The sequence below is a fragment of the Spirosoma foliorum genome (assembly GCF_014117325.1).
Taxonomy (GTDB): domain Bacteria; phylum Bacteroidota; class Bacteroidia; order Cytophagales; family Spirosomataceae; genus Spirosoma; species Spirosoma foliorum.
In genome coordinates, this window is sequence record NZ_CP059732.1 from 1,496,815 (window position 1) to 1,514,703 (window position 17,889).

Below are 17,889 nucleotides of genomic sequence, written 5' to 3' on the forward strand. Positions count from 1 at the left end.
GATAGACCAGCGTTTACTTCTTAAATGCCAATGCCTTCACCGGCTGAATCCGATTGATAATAATGGTGGGTATCCACAACACGAGTGCAATCAGTAAAATGGTCGCGCCATTCAACGCCAGAATAGTTGGCCAGTCCCAGACGATAGGGACGTAATTCATGAAGTAGTTTTTAGGGTCGAGCGGGATTAGTTTGAATTTGTCCTGGATGAAGCAAATGCCCAACCCAACGGCGTTCCCAATGACTAATCCCCAAATTACCATGTTCAATCCTACGAACACAAACATGCGCCTGATGAGAGAGTTACGGCCGCCAAGTGCTTTCAGCAAACCAATCATGGGTGTGCGTTCCATCATCAGCACCAGCAAAACCGACACCATATTGAACGAAGCCACGAAGACAATCAGGGCTAACAAAATAACCATGTTCCGATCGAGCAAAACCATCCAGTCGAACAGCGGTCGGTACTGATCCGTTACCCGCGTTAGGCGCATATCAGGATCTAAAAAGTTGGTTAGGTTACGGGCCGTTGACTCTAGTTTGGTGAAGTCCTTAATGAAAATCTCGTAGTTGCCAACCGAATCAGGCCCCCAGCGATTCAGACGCTGAATGAGCCGAATGTCGCCCAGCGCAATGGTTTTGTCCACCTCTTCCAGTCCCGTTTCATAGATGCCTACCACGGTCATTTTGCGGGCACGAGGTTGGTTCCCCAGAAAATAGAGCGGTATACTTTGGCCAACTTTGACTTGCAGTTGATTCGCCATATACTGACTCAAAAGCAGTTGGGTCGATCCCAAGCCCGTATCGGCACCAACGACCGGAACCGTTCCTGCTACCAGCGATCCACGAAACAAACTCCAGTCGTAATCTTTTCCTACTCCCTTCACCACAACGCCCGTTAATTCGTCGGCGGTTTTCAGGATGCCCGCTTTTAGCGCAGTTGCCTGAATATGCTTGATGCCTGGTAGTTGTGTGCTATCCCGGTATAGATTGGTTTTCAGTGAGAGAGCAGGCGCTTCGTACGACATATTATTCGTGAATTTGCTCACCTGCAAATGAGCCCCAAACAGAAAAATCTTCTGCTGAATAGTATCCTTAAAACCAAATAGTACCGAGAAGGCTACAATCAGGATGGCTAAGCCAAGGGCGATGCTGGCGATGCCGATGCGCGTAACCGTGGCCGAAAAACTACCTTCGGGTGCGTGGCGAACTTTTCGGGCCAGAAAAACAGGAACGTTCAAGATAAGTCGATTATCGGTGGTCAATAGGTATCTGTTGGTGGTCAGGTAACTTACCCAGATCCAGCTATTGATCGTATTTTGTTCTACAACGTAAAAATAAGAGTTTTACAGGGATTAACTTAGTAATAATGACTCCATATCCGACGTATAGGACATTTTGGCTCGTTTACTGGCTCCGACTGCATGTTCTCGGGATAGCTTTAACGGCTGGTTTGCTGATGAACGCCAGTCTGTCGGGTTATGCTCAAGTACATATCAGTGCCGATAGTTTACAGGCCGATGGCTTTCCCATGCGTACTGGCTGGCGGTGGCATCCCGGCGACAATATGGCCTGGGCTGCGCCTTCATTCGATGATAGTCGATGGGATACCATTCGGCCTGGTCGGAATATACTTTATCTGGATCGTTTTAGAGCCGAATCGATAGGTTGGTTCCGGCTGGCGTTTGAACTGGATTCGGCCCGTACACAACCGATGCTTGCTGCTACAATTGGGCAGGTAGGCGCATCGGAAATTTATATCGATGGAGTGCTTTGGCAGCGGTTAGGCCAGGTTGGTACGACCTATGAGCAGCAGGAAGCCTACACACCAACCGACCAGCAGGTTTTTCTATTGCCTCAATTAGCTAGAGGACCGCATTTATTGGCAGTTCGTTTGTCGCAACAGCAACCGCCCTGGTACATGCCCAAGATCCAGTATTTTGAGCGGTCGGTATTTCGAATCAACTTGTTTCCGGCACAGTCGGTTATGGATGGGGTGATTAAGCAGCTGTATATACAGACACCCGGTAACTATCTGCTGATTGGTATCTTTTTGATGCTGAGTGTCATTCACTTTATGTATTATGCATACCGTCGAAAACGGGTAAACCTGATCTTCGGGTTAACACTGCTGTTCGGCGCGCTCAGTGTTACACTAATTGAATCGCTGGAGCTAATTAGGAACAGTAATATTCGTGAGTGGGTTGTGTTGGGGCAGGCGTTATCGGTCTCAATATTTATGTTCATGTTGCTGATAACATACTATCAGTACCTGGGCCAGCCAACTTCCTGGTTTCTGCGGATCATTGCTTTTCTACTCATCGTTTCGCGGCTTATTCCCTTTATTTTCGAATCATCGAACTTGGTTGGGCTATTGTCGATCGTGTCGGTTATTGGCTTGTTTGCCGATGGCATTCGCGTTAGCATTGATGCCATACGATCGCACAAAACGAATGCCCAGTTCATGTTGATCAGTATTCTGGCGATGATACTGATTTTGATTCTGGGGGCATTTATAAGCTGGTGGTTGTCTGGTGAGTATGTTGCCTATGCGGGTTATGCCATTGAGATTACTAATCTGCTCTTTTTCCTGACATTGCCCTTTAGCTTTGCCATTATTCTGGCTCGTGAACATGCTCAAACGAATCGCAATCTGGAAGATCGACTCGCTGAAGTAGAACAGCTTTCGGCCGAGAAGGAAGGTATTTTGACCCAACAAAACGAAACCCTGGAGCGACAAGTAAAAGAACGAACTGCCGAACTTAGCCAGTCGCTTACCGATCTGCGGGAAACCCAGCAACAGCTAATCCAGCGCGAAAAGATGGCTAGCCTGGGCGAGCTGACAGCTGGCATTGCTCACGAAATTCAAAACCCTCTAAACTTCGTCAATAACTTCGCTGATGTATCGGGTGAGTTAATTCAGGAATTAAAAGAGGAACGTGAAAAAGAGCCCCGCGATGAGGAGCTGGAATCAGAAATCTTAGCCGATCTGGAGCAGAATTTGGGAAAAATCAGCCATCACGGTGGCCGTGCGTCTTCCATTGTTCGGGCTATGCTCGATCATAGTCGGGTGAGTACCGGCCAGCGAGAGCCTACAGATATCAACGCATTAACCGACGAATATCTACGATTGTCGTATCACGGGCTGCGGGCAAAAGAGAAAAATTTCAACGCCAACCTCATTACCCAGTTCGAACCGGGCATTGGTACTGTGACGGTTGTGGCGCAGGATATTGGTCGTGTACTGCTCAATCTGTTCAACAATGCCTTTTATGCTGTACAAGAGCGCCAACGGACGGCTCCTGCTGGCTACCAACCGAGGATTACGGTGAGCACGCGACTGTTGGAGAAAGTTGTCGAAATTCGGATAGGCGATAATGGAACGGGTATTCCAGCGGCCATTCAACAAAAAGTTTTTCAGCCGTTTTTTACGACGAAGCCAACCGGGCAGGGCACTGGCCTTGGGCTTTCGCTTAGTTACGACATTATAACCAAAGGACACGGAGGTGAATTTATGATCGAAACAACCTCCGAAGAAGGTACTACATTTCTGATTCGGTTGCCTGTTTCCCAGAAATTCAAGTGAAAATCGCATACGTTTTTCGTTCATTCGCTCATTTGCTGATTCACTCATTGTTTGTGGCATGTGCAAAAATGCCCTAACTTTGCATTTTAGAGACCTATACATGGCCACCGAACAAATTCTGATTCTGGATTTCGGTTCGCAGTACACCCAATTGATCGCCCGCCGGGTACGCGAACTAAACGTTTACTGCGAAATCCATCCATACAATCATCTCCCCACAATTACGCCCGATGTGAAGGGTATCATTCTCTCAGGTAGTCCTTCGTCTGTTCGTGACGCCGATGCGCCTGAGGTTCACCTGGCTGCTTTTCGGCATAAACTGCCCATTTTGGGGGTTTGCTACGGCGCGCAATTGCTGGCTCATACTAGTGGGGGAGAGGTGAAAGCGTCGGCCATCCGCGAATATGGCCGGGCTAAACTGGGCACTGTTAACACCGAGAGTCCACTGCTGAAAGGCATCGACCAACACTCACAAGTGTGGATGTCGCACGCCGATACGATTACGAGCGTTCCTGACAATTTCAAGATCATTGCTTCGACCGACACCGTTCGGGTAGCAGCTTTCCAGGTTGATGGCGAACAAACGTATGGCATTCAGTTTCACCCCGAAGTGACGCACTCGCTCCAGGGCAAAACGGTACTCCATAACTTCGTTGTCGATATTTGCGGATGCGCGCAGGACTGGACTGCCGAGTCGTTTGTTGAAACGACTGTTGAGCAGTTAAAGCAAAAAATTGGCGACGACAAAGTGGTGCTGGGGCTATCGGGCGGAGTCGATTCGTCGGTAGCAGCTATGCTCATTCACCGGGCTATCGGCAAGAACCTGTATTGTATTTTTGTCGATAACGGCGTGCTCCGGAAAGATGAGTTTTCGGGCGTACTGGAGTCCTACAAAACGTTGGGTTTGAACGTAAAAGGCGTTGATGCCAAGGAGCAATTCTACACAGCCCTCGCTGGTCTTAGTGATCCTGAAGCCAAACGGAAAGCCATTGGCAAAACGTTTATCGACGTGTTCGATCACGAAGCGCATTTGATTGAAGGCGTATCGTGGCTGGGACAGGGAACAATCTACCCCGATGTGATTGAGTCTGTTTCGGTAAAAGGGCCTTCGGCAACGATCAAATCGCACCACAACGTGGGTGGTCTGCCCGATTTCATGAAATTGAAAATTGTAGAGCCGCTCAATACGCTCTTCAAAGACGAAGTCCGGTTGGTAGGGAAAAGTTTAGGATTACCCGATGCTATTCTGGGCCGTCACCCATTCCCCGGTCCAGGCTTGGCGATCCGGATTCTGGGCGATGTTACCCCTGAGAAAGTGGACATTCTGCAACAGGTTGATGCACTGTTCATTGATGGCTTAAAACGCGAAGGTTTATACGACAAAGTTTGGCAAGCCGGCGCTATGCTGTTGCCCGTGCAATCGGTGGGTGTTATGGGTGATGAACGTACCTATGAACGTGTTGTAGCCCTTCGTGCTGTAACGAGTGTGGATGGCATGACTGCCGACTGGGCTCATTTGCCGTATGAATTTCTGGCCGATATTTCTAACGAAATCATCAATCGCGTAAAAGGCGTTAACCGCGTTGTCTACGATATTTCGTCCAAACCACCTGCTACCATTGAGTGGGAGTAAATGGATTTTTGAACTACGAAATACGATTTTACAAAACGCCCGGTGCTGGAAATAGTGCTGGGCGTTTTATTTATGTAAAGTTTGATCAGATGTAGTTGTCATTCGCTAAAAAAGCAGGTAGATAATCAAGGTTTTAAAATCCAATTACCTACTTTTAGCAGCTAATGCCTAACTTTTTATTTACTATGAAACCTACACAAATTAACCGGATTGTGGCGCTAACGCTGGCCGGTGTATTCATGACAATGATGAGCTTCGCCCAAGGAGACAAATCGACACGACCTAGCCCACCGGCACTAGCCTCTGGAAAAATCAATGGCGCTACCATTACCATTAACTACAGCAGTCCATCGGTGAAAGGCCGACAAGTTTGGGACCCTGCCGGTACGCTTGCTCCCTATGGAAAAGTGTGGCGTGCCGGTGCCAACGAAGCCACCATCTTCGAAACCGACAAAGACATTAAAGTTGATGGGAAGGCATTACCCGCCGGAAAATATAGCCTGTTTGCTATTCCTGATCAGAAAGAGTGGAAATTTATCTTCAATTCACAAACCGGCCAGTGGGGTATAAAGCGAGGAGGAGAAGCCAATCGTGATCCAGCAAACGATGTGTTGACCGTGTCTGCAAAGCCAGCTAAATCGTCGTCAATGAACGAGAAACTGGTGTATGACGTAACTAACAAAGCAGTGGTGTTAAAATGGGAAAATGTAGAAGTTCCCATTGCCATCAAGTAACATGAATCTTTGTCATTCCGACGCAGGAGGGATCTTAAGGCTTCTTAGTTTCTAGTAAGGATGATTTAAGATACCTCCTGCGTCGGGATGACAAAAATTAAAAACAGGACGAGCCAGTCAATTGACTGGCTCGTCCTGTTAATGGGTGAATAGAACCAACTTGGGTTTTCTTCAGGGTTTAGTTAAGCTTCAGCGCATCTTCAGCATGGTTGATACCTGTTTTGGCCGAGGATGCTGCCTCGTTAACTTTATTATTGTATGCTGTTTTAGCCCGATCTTGTTTCTCGTTAATTGTAGACTTCGTTTCGTTTTTGTACTTATCGAATATCTCTTCAGCCTTTCCCGCATACTGATCTGCTTTTGCTTCAGCTTTGCCCGTCAGGCGATCGATTTGCGCTTTCACCTGATCAACTCCCTCTTCCCATTGATTCTGTAAGTCGTTAGCGCCCTGTGTCAATTTTTCGCGGGTTTCTTTACCGCTCCGGGGTGCTGTTAAATAACCAATGGCTAAACCTGCTAGTACTCCTCTAAGAAAGCTCATAGTCTTATTTGTTTTGAATTCGTTCTGGGATTTCTTAGGTCAGTGTAAAAAACATGCCATATCGTTTGTTTTTGAATTAACTATTTGATAATCAAAACATTGGTCTTTTTTTTTTGATTTTTTTTGGCTAAGATTTAAGATGGGTTCTGAGTATTTTATTCTACAACTTAGGGGCTGTTGCTGGTCGTTGTTGAACAAAAAGAGCCGCTATTCCTGTAGCGGCTCAGTGAAATAAGCTGTCGTCAAATAAGTCGTTTATCGGTTCTCTGAAATCACTTCACGGATATCGTCGATGATTTTTCCGGCAAGGTAATCAGCCGTTGCCAGGGTATCTGATTCCGAATAGATTCGGATAATAGGCTCCGTGTTCGATTTGCGTAGGTGTACCCATTCTTTATCGAACTCGATTTTAACACCATCAATCGTATTGATTGGGTTGCGGGCATATTTTGCCTGAATCCGATCTAATACCGCATCGACATTAATGTCGGGTGTAAGTTCGATTTTATTTTTAGAGATATAATAGTTGGGATACGTTCGGCGCAGCATCGATGCTGATTTTCCCGATTTGGCTAAATGAGTCAGAAACAAAGCAATACCTGCCAATGCATCGCGTCCGTAATGAAGCTCAGGATAAATAATGCCTCCGTTGCCTTCGCCACCAATAACGGCATTGGTTTCTTTCATCATCTCAACCACATTCACCTCGCCCACCGCCGATGCTGAATGCTGCCCACCGTACTTCTGGGTCACATCGCGAAGGGCAACTGTGCTCGACATGTTCGATACAGTGTTATTAGCCCAACCACTTTCAGCGGTATTATTTTTTAGAACGTAGTCGGCTACTGCCACCAGTGTGTATTCTTCACCAAAGGGAGAGCCATCTTCACAAATCAATGCCAATCGATCAACATCGGGGTCGACAACAATGCCAAGATCAGCCTTGCCTTTGTTCATCTCTTTGATAATATCGCGGAGGTTTTCAGGAAGGGGTTCAGGGTTGTGGGCGAAATTGCCCGTAGGTTCGCAGTGAAGCTTGGTAATTTGCTCAACACCAAGCGCTTCGAGTAACATAGGTACGGCAAGTCCCCCCGTCGAATTGACCGCGTCAACAACAAGCCGGAAGTTTCGGTTGGCAATGGCATCCCGATCAACCAACGGTAACGCCAAAATCTGGTCGATGTGCTTTTGAAGCCAGGTAGTATCTGCCTGGTATTGACCTAATTTACGGACTTCCGCAAAATCAAACGATTCAGCTTCGGCAATGGCTAATACCTCGGCACCATCCTGCCCCGAAATAAACTCGCCTGTTTCGTTCAGAAGTTTAAGGGCATTCCACTGAATAGGGTTATGACTGGCTGTCAGAATAATTCCGCCTGCCGCTTGCTCAGCTGGGACCGCCATTTCGACAGTAGGCGTAGTTGACAGACCAAGATCAAGTACATTCAGGCCGAGGCCCTGCAACGTAGCGGATACTAATTTGGAAACCATTTCGCCCGACAACCGGCCATCACGTCCAATAACAACGGTTTGCCGTTCGGGACTCCGTTTCCGAAGCCATTGCCCAAAGGCAGCGGTAAATTTGACTACATCTAAAGGGGTGAGTCCGTCTCCACTGCGCCCCCCAATCGTTCCTCGAATACCGGAAATAGACTTAATTAATGCCACTTGATGGGTTGGATAAATGTTTTTGGTTAGGGTTGTAAAGATAGTCAATGGAGAGCACTCTGTCGTTGCCGTCAGGGTTAGTGGGGCTATATAATCAACTAACGTTTATTGACTGGCAACTAGTTTGCACCAATCACAATTCTGGCCGTTGGGGAGGACTATTTATGATGTAGGATGTATGATATATGCCTATAGCGTAACTACATCATACATCCTACATCATACATTTTTTGTGGCCCGAACCTTTTCAAAAATGGGGTCCATCCAATAGGAAGGTAGTTTTCGAACGGAGTTGCTGAGTAAGGCACTCCATTGGTGTGATACTTCGTCCATATCTTCTTTTTCAAGCCGATATTCCGTCATATGGAAACTGTTTTTTGGATAGATGACCACATCTAACGGATAATCCACATCGTTGGCACTGACACGAGTAGCATCGAACGCCAAAAAGCCAATTTTGAGGGCATCCTGCAAACTGGATTCATACGATAAGTTGCGGAATAAGAGCGGCTTACCATAACCCGAGTTACCAATAATCTTGAATGGAGATCCCTGGTCAACTTCAACCCAGTTGCCTTCAGGGTAGAGCATATAGAGTTTGTGTTCGGCGTCGTCTTCTAGTTGACCGCCCACAATTGCGTTCAGGTTAAAGTTAAGGCCATTGGCAATAATCGAGGCTTTATCTTCCTGTGCCACTCGCTTTACTTGCTCGCCAAACGCATTGACCGCTTTATAGAGCTTGTTGAATGAGCGATCCTGATCGGTAAGCACCTCACTAAAATAAGTGATGGCTTTATCGCGAACGGAGCGCAGGCCCGAGGTCATGATAAACAACGAGTGATTCTCAACTTCATGAACCGAAATTTTTCGATTCGATGATACTTCTGAGCCGGAAGTCAACCGTCTGTCGGCGATGGCCACTAAGCCTGATGCAACTTTTACGCCTAAACAATATGTCATTCGATACAGTGGGAAATCAGGACATCCAGGTCGGGATGCATCTGGGTACTAAGCAGACAAATATACAGGTTACCCCCGTTTTTGTTCGATTTAAGGGGGGCTTTTCTTAAAAAAATACTGTGGGGTCCTGTCAAATTTTCATCCTGAAATAGCCAGCAATAGCACTAGAATGGCCTTTTTAAGCAAAATCGATATAAGTACTCAGGTAATTTTGAGAAGCCATTTTTATGCCTTTGCTGGCATAGATCAGCATGAATGCACCCTATAGATTGGATGAGTAAAGTCGACTGTGGAGTTAGGGAAAATGAAGTGTTATCCTAGACTAATTTGGAAACAATGCGCAGCTTTTTGGATACGAAAGGTTTGTTTTTGGGAAAGGTTTATGTTACTTTGGCATGTAGAAGGTGATCATGCCCTTTGCCCGTTTTGCGATGAATTTTGACGACGAAGACGACGACGATAGCTTCCTGGACTGGGATGGCTTTGATGAAGACTACGATCCTGAAGAAGCGCGTGCCGAAATGGAGGCAGAAAATCGCCGTATTAAGAATCTGCCCATCCTGCGGAAAGCGAATGAATTGATGGAACTGACACAGGCTATTGTCGAAACCATCAATAAAGAAGAAGACGTGCTGATGATGCACGAACAAATGCTGGCCAATGCCATGATGCTGGCTCCCAAAATTGTTGGGGCCGAAGGGGGAGATTTATACACCCTGCGTATGGAAAATGCCGTGATTATTAAAATGCACGCCCGCGAACTGTTGGCCCAGACGTCCTACTGCAAAGCCGAAAAACTAGCGGCTACGGCCTATCTAAATGTGCTTCGTGAAGAGATCGAGCAGTTTAGAGTCTTATTTGTTGAGTGGGTAAATGGATTTGATAAAGATAACGATGCTCCAGACGATTGGGGCCTGTTTTATTAAGTAAGCCTAATAGGCATCATTCTTCCCAACTATTGGGTTACCCAGCCGACAGTTGTACTTATCCATAGGATAAATTGTACTTCACTTACCTATTATACTTTGCCAGCGGGATAGATTTCGTAGCTTATAAAACTATATTTGTTTGTCGGCTATAATCTCCTGGATATGCAAAAGTATATACAAATGAATTTCTGGTTTTTGGGGCACCTAGGCCTTGGTTTTCTCCTGCTAGGATTCATGGGCTTTTCAAGTCCTGCCTGGGCAATTCAAGGTACTAGCCCTACCGCACCAACAGCTTTAACGCTTACTGTAAGTTCGGCAACTGTTTGCGCGGGTACAAGTACTAGCCTAACGGCTGCGGGGTGTCCTGCTGCTGGTGTTGTTCGCTGGAATACAGCACAAACGGGAAGCATGATTGCAGTTACCCCAAGCCAACCAACAAGCTACACCGCTTTCTGTGACGTGACGACTAGCACAACCGCAACCAGTTCGACTGTGGTCACAACAACGGTAACGACGACAACCGCTACGGCTACTGTTCAGGTGTATTCTCCTATCGTACTAACCTTTAATACGCAATCACCATTATGCAATAATGGAAACGATGGCGTAATCTATATTAACAGTACTGGGGGAGAAGGGGCCTTACAATACCAAATTAATAACGAGCCATTTAAGGTCGTCAACATTTTTGGTAATTTGAAAGGAGGGACCTATCCTATTACGGTAAAAGATACGAAAGGGTGTATCGCACAAACCAGTGTCGAGTTAAAACAACCCCCGGCAATTATTGTCAGTACTACGATTTATAATACTAAGTGTGTAGGTGGGGGAGATGGTGCGTTAGTGGCCTCTGCTACCGGAGGAGTTGGTGATTTTCGTTATTTTATCCAGGACCTTACAGAGCCGCGAACAGTAGGTATATTTAATAATCTGGTCGCGAATACGACTTACACCCTGATCGTTTCTGACAAGAATAGCTGTGTGGTTTTTACCCCTGTAACGATAGGCCAGGCCACTCCGCTCATAATTAAACTGACCCCTGCCCCAACTCGCTGTGTTGGTACGGCAGATGGTAGTATAACCGTTCAGGCGTCGGGTGGAGCTGGAGCTTACCAATACAAACTCGGTAATGGCTCATTTCAGGCAGGAGTTCAGTTTACAGGATTAGCAGCAACTACGTACCAGATTACAGTTCAGGATGGGTTTGGTTGCTTAGGTACACAAAGCGCCACAGTTGTACAACCCTCCGCACTTTCGTTAACGGCTGTCCCGAAGCCTGTCGGTTGTGTCAATCCGAATAGTGGTTCCATTATCGTGACATCTGCGGGTGGTACAGGAGCCGTGACTTATCAGGTTTCTGCTGGTACAACTCCACAAAGTAGCAGCGTAATTGGTGGAATTCCAGTTGGTAATTACACAGTTGTTGGAACAGATGTCAATGGGTGTACGGGCCTTGCGTCAGTAGTTGTTAGTCAGGCAGCTCCACTCAAAGTTCAGGCTGCAACTCTTCCCGCAACCTGTTGTAATTGCCCCACGGGTTCCGTTACTTTAACAAGTACAGGAGGCATAGGAACAGGGCTGCAATACCAGATTATTGGACAGGCCTATCAGGCCGCAAGTCAGATTAGTAAACTGCCTCCCAATACCTATCGTCTGCGTGTGGTAGATAATGGAGGGTGTACTGACTCGACCGTAGCGGTTGTAACGAACATGAATGCACTGACGCTCTCGCAGGGCACTGTCAAAAATGTTTCCTGTTCGGGTGGGAAAGATGGCGAAGCGACGGTTCAAATTGCCGGGGGAGCCAAACCATTTACGGTTTACTGGCAAACTGCGCAAAAGGATACCCTCAAAACGTACACCGCTACGCAAACTGCACTACCCGAAGGAACGTATACAGTGAGTGTTCGAGATAGTAATCGCTGCACTACGAGTACCGTATTCGTGTCTCTAACGGCGGTGAACCCTACTCCAGCAAAACCAACTGTTACACAGGTGGCTAATAGTACGTTAACGGTCAACCAAACAGCGGGTATACAATGGTATCTTAGTACAGGTAATGCGGCAGGTACAGCGGTGCCGAATGCAACAGGGCCTGCGTTGGTGCCCTTTGCCAGTGGATTGTATTATGTGATTGTGACAGTTAATGGGTGTCCTTCGGCGCCTTCGGATGCGATAAATTTTGTCCTCACCGCATTGAATGAACCAGTTGCACCTTTGTCGGTGCGTGTAGTACCCAACCCAGTTATAGACCGGCTACGGTTGGAGATCGAGCAACCCGAGCGATCGGCGGTGCAAGTACATTTGCTGGACGTATCGGGCCGATTAATTAAGTCTTATCAGATACCAATCTTCACGGGCAAAAAACAAGTCGAATGGCCAGTAGAAGGTATTTCGACGGGAGCTTATTTACTAAAAGTAGCCGCCGACTCACGGCAATCGGTGCTAAGGGTGGCGGTGGAATAAGAAGTAATATGTATGATATAGGATGTATGATGTATCAACGCTAACATCATACATCCTATATCATACATATTACAGCCTTTCTTCAAACAGTTTCAAAATCCGTTTGTATTCGTCGGTCCAACTGGATGGCTCAACAAAACCGTGGTCTTCCATTGGGTAGGCCGCTACTTCCCAATTGTCTTTCTTGAGTTCAATCAGCCGTTGCAAGAGCCGAACAGTGTCCTGATAATGAACATTCACGTCGACCATACCGTGGCAGATGAGCAAATAATTTTTGAGGCCTTCGGCAAAGTATATTGGCGATGAACGACGGTAGGCGAGTGAATCTGATTGAGGTTCGTTCAGAATATTGGCCGTGTACGGGTGATTATAGGCTGCCCAATCGGTTACGGGCCGTAGAGCCGCCCCAGCCTTGAACACATCAGGGGTTGTAAAAAGAGCCATCAGCGTAATGAATCCACCGTAAGACCCGCCGTAAATACCGATCCGCTTTTCGTCCACACCCTGCGTTTGCACCAGCCACTTTGCGGCATCAACATGGTCCTCTAAATCTTTACCACCCATGTGCCGATAAATACCCGTGCGCCAGTCGCGACCGTAGCCCGCGCTAGCCCGATAGTCGATGTCGAGTACGGTGTAGCCTTTGTCTACCAGGAGGTTATTGAACATGTATTCGCGGAAATACGAACTCCACCATTTATGGGCGTTCTGCAAGTAACCCGCGCCATGAACGAAAACAACCGCTTTTCCCGTGGCCGGGGTCGCGTCCGACTTGGTTGGCTTATACATACGCGCGTAAATCGTTTGTCCATCGCGGGCGGGAATCGTAACCATCGTCGGTTCGCGCCAGGGGTAACTTTTGAAGTTATCAGTCTGTGATTCCGTGAGCTTAAGGGGAGCGGTGCCGACGATCTGTGAGGATACAGATCGAGAAGATGAACTAGCCTTATTGGCAACTGTCGACTGTGGGCTAACGTCAGCTACATACATCTCCCAAGGCTGATTACTGGACGAATAGCGGATAGCCATTCGGGTTTCGTCGGGAGAGAGGGTTACGTCGTTGGCACCTGTCATATTGGTTAGCCGAACACGTTCACCGCCTGTAACGGCCATCCGATAAAAATGCTGTTCGCCAGGGTGGACTTCATTCGTTTGCAGAAAGAAGGACTTTTTATCCTTCGATAGCTGCACCTGTTGCACTTCGAACTTACCCGAAGTCAATTGCTTTTTCTCGCCAGTTAAGACATTCACCGTGTAAATATGCGAATACCCATCGGCTTCTGACTGAAACCAGAGTGTTTGATTGTCGGCCAGAAAATTCATATTGCCCGACGATGACCCCATACCCTGCCAGTTGATGCCAGGTCCTGCAATCCATGCATCGTCATGCTGACGGTCGAGAAGCGATAGCTTCAGTGTTTCCGGGTCGAGCCGCATAATCCAGCGGTCTTTGTTATCGAGCGACCGAACTACTACCACACACAACTTGCCATCGTCTGACCAGACAGGGCCATTGATGACAACAGGACGCGTTTTTTTTGCCGTATCGGGTTTTGCACTGGTCATCGATTTCAGATAAGCCGGTTGATCAGTAATACCCGGAATGGTTTTGGTACTAACAACCCGAACGGTATCCTTAAGCTTGTCGTACACAAAAAACTCCTGTGTAGCTGTCGGCGAGCCCACTTTGGTACGGGCCGCCAGTTCTTCGGTATAACCAGATTCCGTTACATAGTTGGGCACTTGCGCCGTCTTGGCATTGGTAGCGCTTTTGCTCAACCGATAGGTCACATAACGGCCATCGGGGCTAAGCTGCGGAGCAAGTAATTGTTTGTCGTCCAGGTAAATTTCTTTCGGGCGTTTGGGCTTGTCGGCTTTGGTGATGCGTTCGCTTTCGTCTTTTTTTTCTTTACGCTCTTTCAGCACCGACGACAAGCGTAATTGATCCTGTTTCAGAAATTTTTCGGCATCCGTTAACTTAGGATCGGGCTTTTTAGCGCCTGACTTAAAATCGGTGAGTTGAGCGAGTTCACCAGATTGAAGGTCAATGCTAAATAAATTGGCACCTGCCCCCGTCCGCCGAAAGACGACCTGCTTTTCATCACCTGAAAAAACAGGATCAGCCTCAACGTCCACCGTGTTCGTGAGTTGACGGACTTTGCCCGATTTTACATCCAGCAGAAATAAATCACCCTGCCGATCGAAAAGCCGTTGGGTATAGGCCCGGTTGTAAGCGGCAACGGGGGGCGTAGCCAGTGCCCGACGCTCAACCGGACTTACTTTTACCGGCTGAGAAGCGGTGAGCGATTTCCCTTTTGCCAGACGGGTAAAGGTTACTTTATAGAGCGAATCGCCCAGTGCCCGCTCTGGATTCCAGCTAAAATAAAGCGTTTGCGAATCGTCGGACCAGAATGGGTTAGAGGGCGATGTGCCAACCCATACTTTAGGGTCCTGCATAATGGTCTCGACAGTGAGTTGTGGGCGAGCCACGGAGCCAGCAGGTTTGGGTGCAGGCTGGGCGAGAACCGATGCTGTAATCAGAGCAAGCGGCCAACAGGAAATGTAGTTCATAGAGGAATGAAGTGACAATAGGAAGCGCTTTTCTTAAGACTGATTATGGCTTTTAGCTAACAGCCTGATCATAAGTTAAAAACAATGTTTTTTCTTTAAATCATTTTAAAATCAGTGCGATCATAAAAACCAGCGTTCTATTTACGTGTTTGAAAGAGGTAAAAATCTGAAATTAGGAAGAAAAGGCTGAAACGCTTACTTTTCGGAATAGAAAAAATCCTCTACCCCAGATTCATGCAATACGTTGTTCATGCGTATGATCATACCGGTCCCGATGCTCTCGACCGGCGAATGGCAGCCCGGCCTGCTCACCTTGCCTATGTTAGTCAGTTAAAAGAAAAGGGCCAATTTCTGTTAGGCGGAGCCTTGCTAGACCCCGACGGGAAAATGATTGGTTCGATGCTCATGCTGGATATGGAAACTGAAGACGAACTAAGTACATATCTGGAAACCGATCCGTATATTGTACAGGGCGTTTGGGACAAAATTGACGTTAAACCGTTTCGCCAGGCCAATGTTTGACCTTAACGTGGTAGTAAGCCAGCTTAAGATGAGTACGCATCTAGCCCATTTCAGGAGGTTTATTGGGGCTTGTTTACTGATTTCTCTGGGTTTGCTCTCGGCCTGTGGACCTAGTACAAAGACAAAAACGGCCACTGTTCCCATTGATACGACTGTTTTCGACGATGATACGCTTGAGGTTGGTAATGCAGCCAAACTAAAAAAGACCGAGCGTGCCGTTGAAACGGAACACGCTCGTTGACTCAATTCAAAATCAATAGAATACACCTTGATACACGCAGCAATATTTGATATGGATGGTCTTCTCGTGGACTCAGAACCCCATTGGCGGGCTATGGAACGAGAAGTATTTGATACGGTTGGCTTACATTTAACAGACGAAGAATGTAAACAGACCACGGGTTTGCCAATTTTAGAAGTTGTACGGTATTGGTTTGCCCGCGCTCCCTGGACGGATCAGGCAGCACAAGGTCGTACGCTGGAAGATCTTGCCGATGCCATTACACATGGTGTTCACGAGCGCATTGCTCACCTGGCCGAACCGATGCCCGGCGCCCTCGATACCATTGCTTTTTTTGTTTCGAGAGGAATTCCTACGGCTATTGCGTCGGCTTCGCCGATGAGTTTGATTGAAGTCGTTATTGATCGGATCGGTATTCGTGATTCATTAACACTTTGGCATTCAGCTACTTTAGAGGCTCGAAATAAACCCGCTCCGGATGTTTACTGGGGCACGGCTCGTAAACTAGGCGTTTTGCCCGCTAATTGCGTGGCGTTTGAAGATTCGGGAAGCGGTCTACGATCGGCCTATGATGCGGGCATGCAAACGGTGGCCGTACCGGGTGCTTTTGAGTACAACGATCCAAAATTTGCTATTGCTGATGTTATTTTGCCTTCGCTGACTGAATTTACATCGGATACATTCGATACATTGCAGACAACAGAACACTATTCCTAATAACTTAAGCGCTCTGCGCACCCTAAACCTCATGCGTATTTATCAACTCGATGCGTTTACGGATCGATTATTTGCGGGCAATCCGGCGGCAGTAATTCCATTAACGGAATGGCTGTCAGACGAACAAATGCAACAGATCGCGTCCGAAAATAACTTGGCCGAAACGGCATTTTACACAAAAACAGAAGGCGAAAATACCTATCATATTCGTTGGTTTACGCCCACGATTGAGGTGGATTTGTGCGGTCACGCGACCTTAGCCACTGGTTACGTGGTATTTTTTCTGGAATCGAAGCAAGACGAGGGCGCAATACCTGACGAGATTTTCTTTAACTCTCGTAGTGGTTTATTAAAAGTTTGCCGGGGCGAAAATGGCTGGCTAACCCTCGATTTTCCGGCCGATACCGTAAACAAATCCAATCTACAGCCACCGGCTTTGTTGGCAAGTGTCGGCGAAAAACCTTACGCCATTTTTAAAGGGAAAACGGATTACATGCTTGTCTATGAGACACAGGCGCAAATCGAAGCATTAGCTCCGGATTTTCGGGAAATGAATACGGTACCGGCTCGGGGCGTTATCGTAACAGCACCAGGTAATGCAGGCGACGGTTCGGTTGATTTTGTATCCCGTTTCTTTGGACCCCAGGCCGGTATTGATGAAGATCCAGTAACAGGGTCGGCCCATACAACATTAGTGCCTTATTGGGCTGAGAAACTCGGTAAAACAGAACTCACCGCTCGCCAACTGTCGAAACGGGGAGGCTTCCTGAAGTGCAAACTGAACGACGATGGCGTAAATCCGGCCCGTGTCGATATTTCGGGACAGGTACAGCTTTATCTGACTGGTGACGTTAAGTTGTAGGCAAGCCTGTTTAAACTTTTGTTTTTGATTAGAATTTTGGGTGATTTTTTGTCATTCCGACGACAGGAGGAATCTCAAGCTTGACTGATATGAGACTAGAGATTCCTCCTGTCGTCGGAATGACAAAACTAAACAGGGTAAGTATTTAAAGTGGTCAGGAAGGCGTTTAAACGCCTTCCTGACCACTTTTTTGTTTTTACGGCTTAGAGTCAGCTGTTTAGGTTTAGACAAATGAAAATTATTTCATTGTATTAGTTTGTAATTAATCTAAACAAGCATAACTTTGCAGAAGTAAACAAAAGGTATTAATGACTACCGAATCTTTCACTTCTGATTGTTCTGTTTCTTCGAGCGAGGCTAAGCAACTTATTCAGACCAACCCATTTATGGGTCATGAGTGTGTTTTGAAGAAGTGCTGTAAGAAATATAAGAAGGGCAAACGCTGCAAAAAGTGCCCCGA

General features: G+C 47.1%; 14 protein-coding genes. 9 read left to right on the plus strand and 5 right to left on the minus strand.

Translation table 11 applies throughout. From position 1 onward, the window contains the following. Window positions 1–13: 13 nt before the first annotated feature. Window positions 14–1,240, minus strand: coding sequence for an ABC transporter permease (locus tag H3H32_RS06040; RefSeq protein ID WP_182464246.1), 1,227 nt, complete (start codon window positions 1,238–1,240; stop codon window positions 14–16). Window positions 1,241–1,368: 128 nt separating this feature from the next. Between H3H32_RS06040 and H3H32_RS06045 the strand changes: the two genes are divergently transcribed. The 3 genes from H3H32_RS06045 (at window position 1,369) to H3H32_RS06055 (ending at window position 5,952) form a co-directional block, all read left to right on the plus strand. Then, the gene (locus tag H3H32_RS06045; protein WP_182461765.1) at window positions 1,369–3,585 is read left to right on the plus strand and encodes an ATP-binding protein; all 2,217 of its coding nucleotides are present in this window, start codon (window positions 1,369–1,371) and stop codon (window positions 3,583–3,585) included. 100 nt (window positions 3,586–3,685) lie between these two features. Beyond that, window positions 3,686–5,218, plus strand: a complete 1,533-nt coding sequence (gene guaA / locus H3H32_RS06050) for a glutamine-hydrolyzing GMP synthase (RefSeq protein ID WP_182461767.1) — start codon at window positions 3,686–3,688, stop codon at window positions 5,216–5,218. Between the two features lie 185 nt (window positions 5,219–5,403). After that, a complete protein-coding gene (locus H3H32_RS06055) occupies window positions 5,404–5,952 on the plus strand; it encodes a DUF2911 domain-containing protein (protein WP_182461769.1) in 549 nt (182 codons plus the stop codon). A gap of 178 nt (window positions 5,953–6,130) precedes the next feature. Here the strand turns inward: H3H32_RS06055 and H3H32_RS06060 are convergent, their stop codons facing one another. The 3 genes from H3H32_RS06060 to H3H32_RS06070 form a co-directional block, all read right to left on the minus strand. After that, the gene (locus tag H3H32_RS06060) at window positions 6,131–6,493 is read right to left on the minus strand and encodes a YtxH domain-containing protein (protein ID WP_182461770.1); all 363 of its coding nucleotides are present in this window, start codon (window positions 6,491–6,493) and stop codon (window positions 6,131–6,133) included. Between the two features lie 255 nt (window positions 6,494–6,748). Beyond that, complete coding sequence (gene glmM / locus H3H32_RS06065; RefSeq protein WP_182461772.1) at window positions 6,749–8,161, minus strand: phosphoglucosamine mutase; 1,413 nt, start codon at window positions 8,159–8,161, stop codon at window positions 6,749–6,751. 219 nt (window positions 8,162–8,380) lie between these two features. Next, the gene (locus H3H32_RS06070; protein ID WP_182461774.1) at window positions 8,381–9,121 is read right to left on the minus strand and encodes a proteasome-type protease; all 741 of its coding nucleotides are present in this window, start codon (window positions 9,119–9,121) and stop codon (window positions 8,381–8,383) included. Between the two features lie 410 nt (window positions 9,122–9,531). Here H3H32_RS06070 and H3H32_RS06075 point away from each other — a divergent pair, with 410 nt between their 5' ends. Both H3H32_RS06075 and H3H32_RS06080 read left to right on the plus strand, forming a co-directional pair. After that, window positions 9,532–10,047, plus strand: coding sequence for a hypothetical protein (locus H3H32_RS06075; RefSeq protein ID WP_240543671.1), 516 nt, complete (start codon window positions 9,532–9,534; stop codon window positions 10,045–10,047). Window positions 10,048–10,212: 165 nt separating this feature from the next. Further along, on the plus strand, window positions 10,213–12,516 hold the full coding sequence (locus H3H32_RS06080; protein ID WP_182461775.1) for a T9SS type A sorting domain-containing protein: 2,304 nt from the start codon (window positions 10,213–10,215) through the stop codon (window positions 12,514–12,516). A 69-nt stretch (window positions 12,517–12,585) separates the two neighbouring features. Here the strand turns inward: H3H32_RS06080 and H3H32_RS06085 are convergent, their stop codons facing one another. Beyond that, window positions 12,586–15,087: an alpha/beta fold hydrolase gene (locus H3H32_RS06085; RefSeq protein ID WP_182461777.1), complete on the minus strand. Its 2,502-nt coding sequence runs from the start codon at window positions 15,085–15,087 to the stop codon at window positions 12,586–12,588. Window positions 15,088–15,321: 234 nt separating this feature from the next. Between H3H32_RS06085 and H3H32_RS06090 the strand changes: the two genes are divergently transcribed. The 4 genes from H3H32_RS06090 to H3H32_RS06105 are packed head-to-tail and all read left to right on the plus strand — an operon-like array spanning window position 15,322 to window position 17,429. Further along, entirely contained in the window at window positions 15,322–15,609 is a 288-nt protein-coding gene (locus H3H32_RS06090; protein ID WP_182461778.1) for a YciI family protein, read from the plus strand. Window positions 15,610–15,637: 28 nt separating this feature from the next. After that, window positions 15,638–15,850: a hypothetical protein gene (locus tag H3H32_RS06095; protein WP_182461780.1), complete on the plus strand. Its 213-nt coding sequence runs from the start codon at window positions 15,638–15,640 to the stop codon at window positions 15,848–15,850. 27 nt (window positions 15,851–15,877) lie between these two features. Further along, window positions 15,878–16,567 carry a hexitol phosphatase HxpB gene (gene hxpB, locus H3H32_RS06100; protein ID WP_182461781.1) on the plus strand — a complete coding sequence of 230 codons (690 nt, stop codon included), beginning with the start codon at window positions 15,878–15,880 and terminating at the stop codon, window positions 16,565–16,567. A 31-nt stretch (window positions 16,568–16,598) separates the two neighbouring features. After that, window positions 16,599–17,429 carry a PhzF family phenazine biosynthesis protein gene (locus H3H32_RS06105; protein WP_182461783.1) on the plus strand — a complete coding sequence of 277 codons (831 nt, stop codon included), beginning with the start codon at window positions 16,599–16,601 and terminating at the stop codon, window positions 17,427–17,429. The last annotated feature ends 460 nt before the right edge of the window (window positions 17,430–17,889 follow it).

Bases quoted from the DNA above. Each gene is read 5' to 3' on its own strand.
- H3H32_RS06045 (WP_182461765.1), top strand. From the start codon at position 1,369: ATGACTCCATATCCGACGTATAGGACATTTTGGCTCGTTTACTGGCTC.
- guaA (WP_182461767.1), top strand. From the start codon at position 3,686: ATGGCCACCGAACAAATTCTGATTCTGGATTTCGGTTCGCAGTACACC.
- H3H32_RS06055 (WP_182461769.1), top strand. From the start codon at position 5,404: ATGAAACCTACACAAATTAACCGGATTGTGGCGCTAACGCTGGCCGGT.
- H3H32_RS06060 (WP_182461770.1), bottom strand. From the start codon at position 6,493: ATGAGCTTTCTTAGAGGAGTACTAGCAGGTTTAGCCATTGGTTATTTA.
- H3H32_RS06070 (WP_182461774.1), bottom strand. From the start codon at position 9,121: ATGACATATTGTTTAGGCGTAAAAGTTGCATCAGGCTTAGTGGCCATC.
- H3H32_RS06075 (WP_240543671.1), top strand. From the start codon at position 9,532: ATGCCCTTTGCCCGTTTTGCGATGAATTTTGACGACGAAGACGACGAC.
- H3H32_RS06080 (WP_182461775.1), top strand. From the start codon at position 10,213: ATGCAAAAGTATATACAAATGAATTTCTGGTTTTTGGGGCACCTAGGC.
- H3H32_RS06085 (WP_182461777.1), bottom strand. From the start codon at position 15,087: ATGAACTACATTTCCTGTTGGCCGCTTGCTCTGATTACAGCATCGGTT.
- H3H32_RS06090 (WP_182461778.1), top strand. From the start codon at position 15,322: ATGCAATACGTTGTTCATGCGTATGATCATACCGGTCCCGATGCTCTC.
- H3H32_RS06095 (WP_182461780.1), top strand. From the start codon at position 15,638: ATGAGTACGCATCTAGCCCATTTCAGGAGGTTTATTGGGGCTTGTTTA.
- H3H32_RS06105 (WP_182461783.1), top strand. From the start codon at position 16,599: ATGCGTATTTATCAACTCGATGCGTTTACGGATCGATTATTTGCGGGC.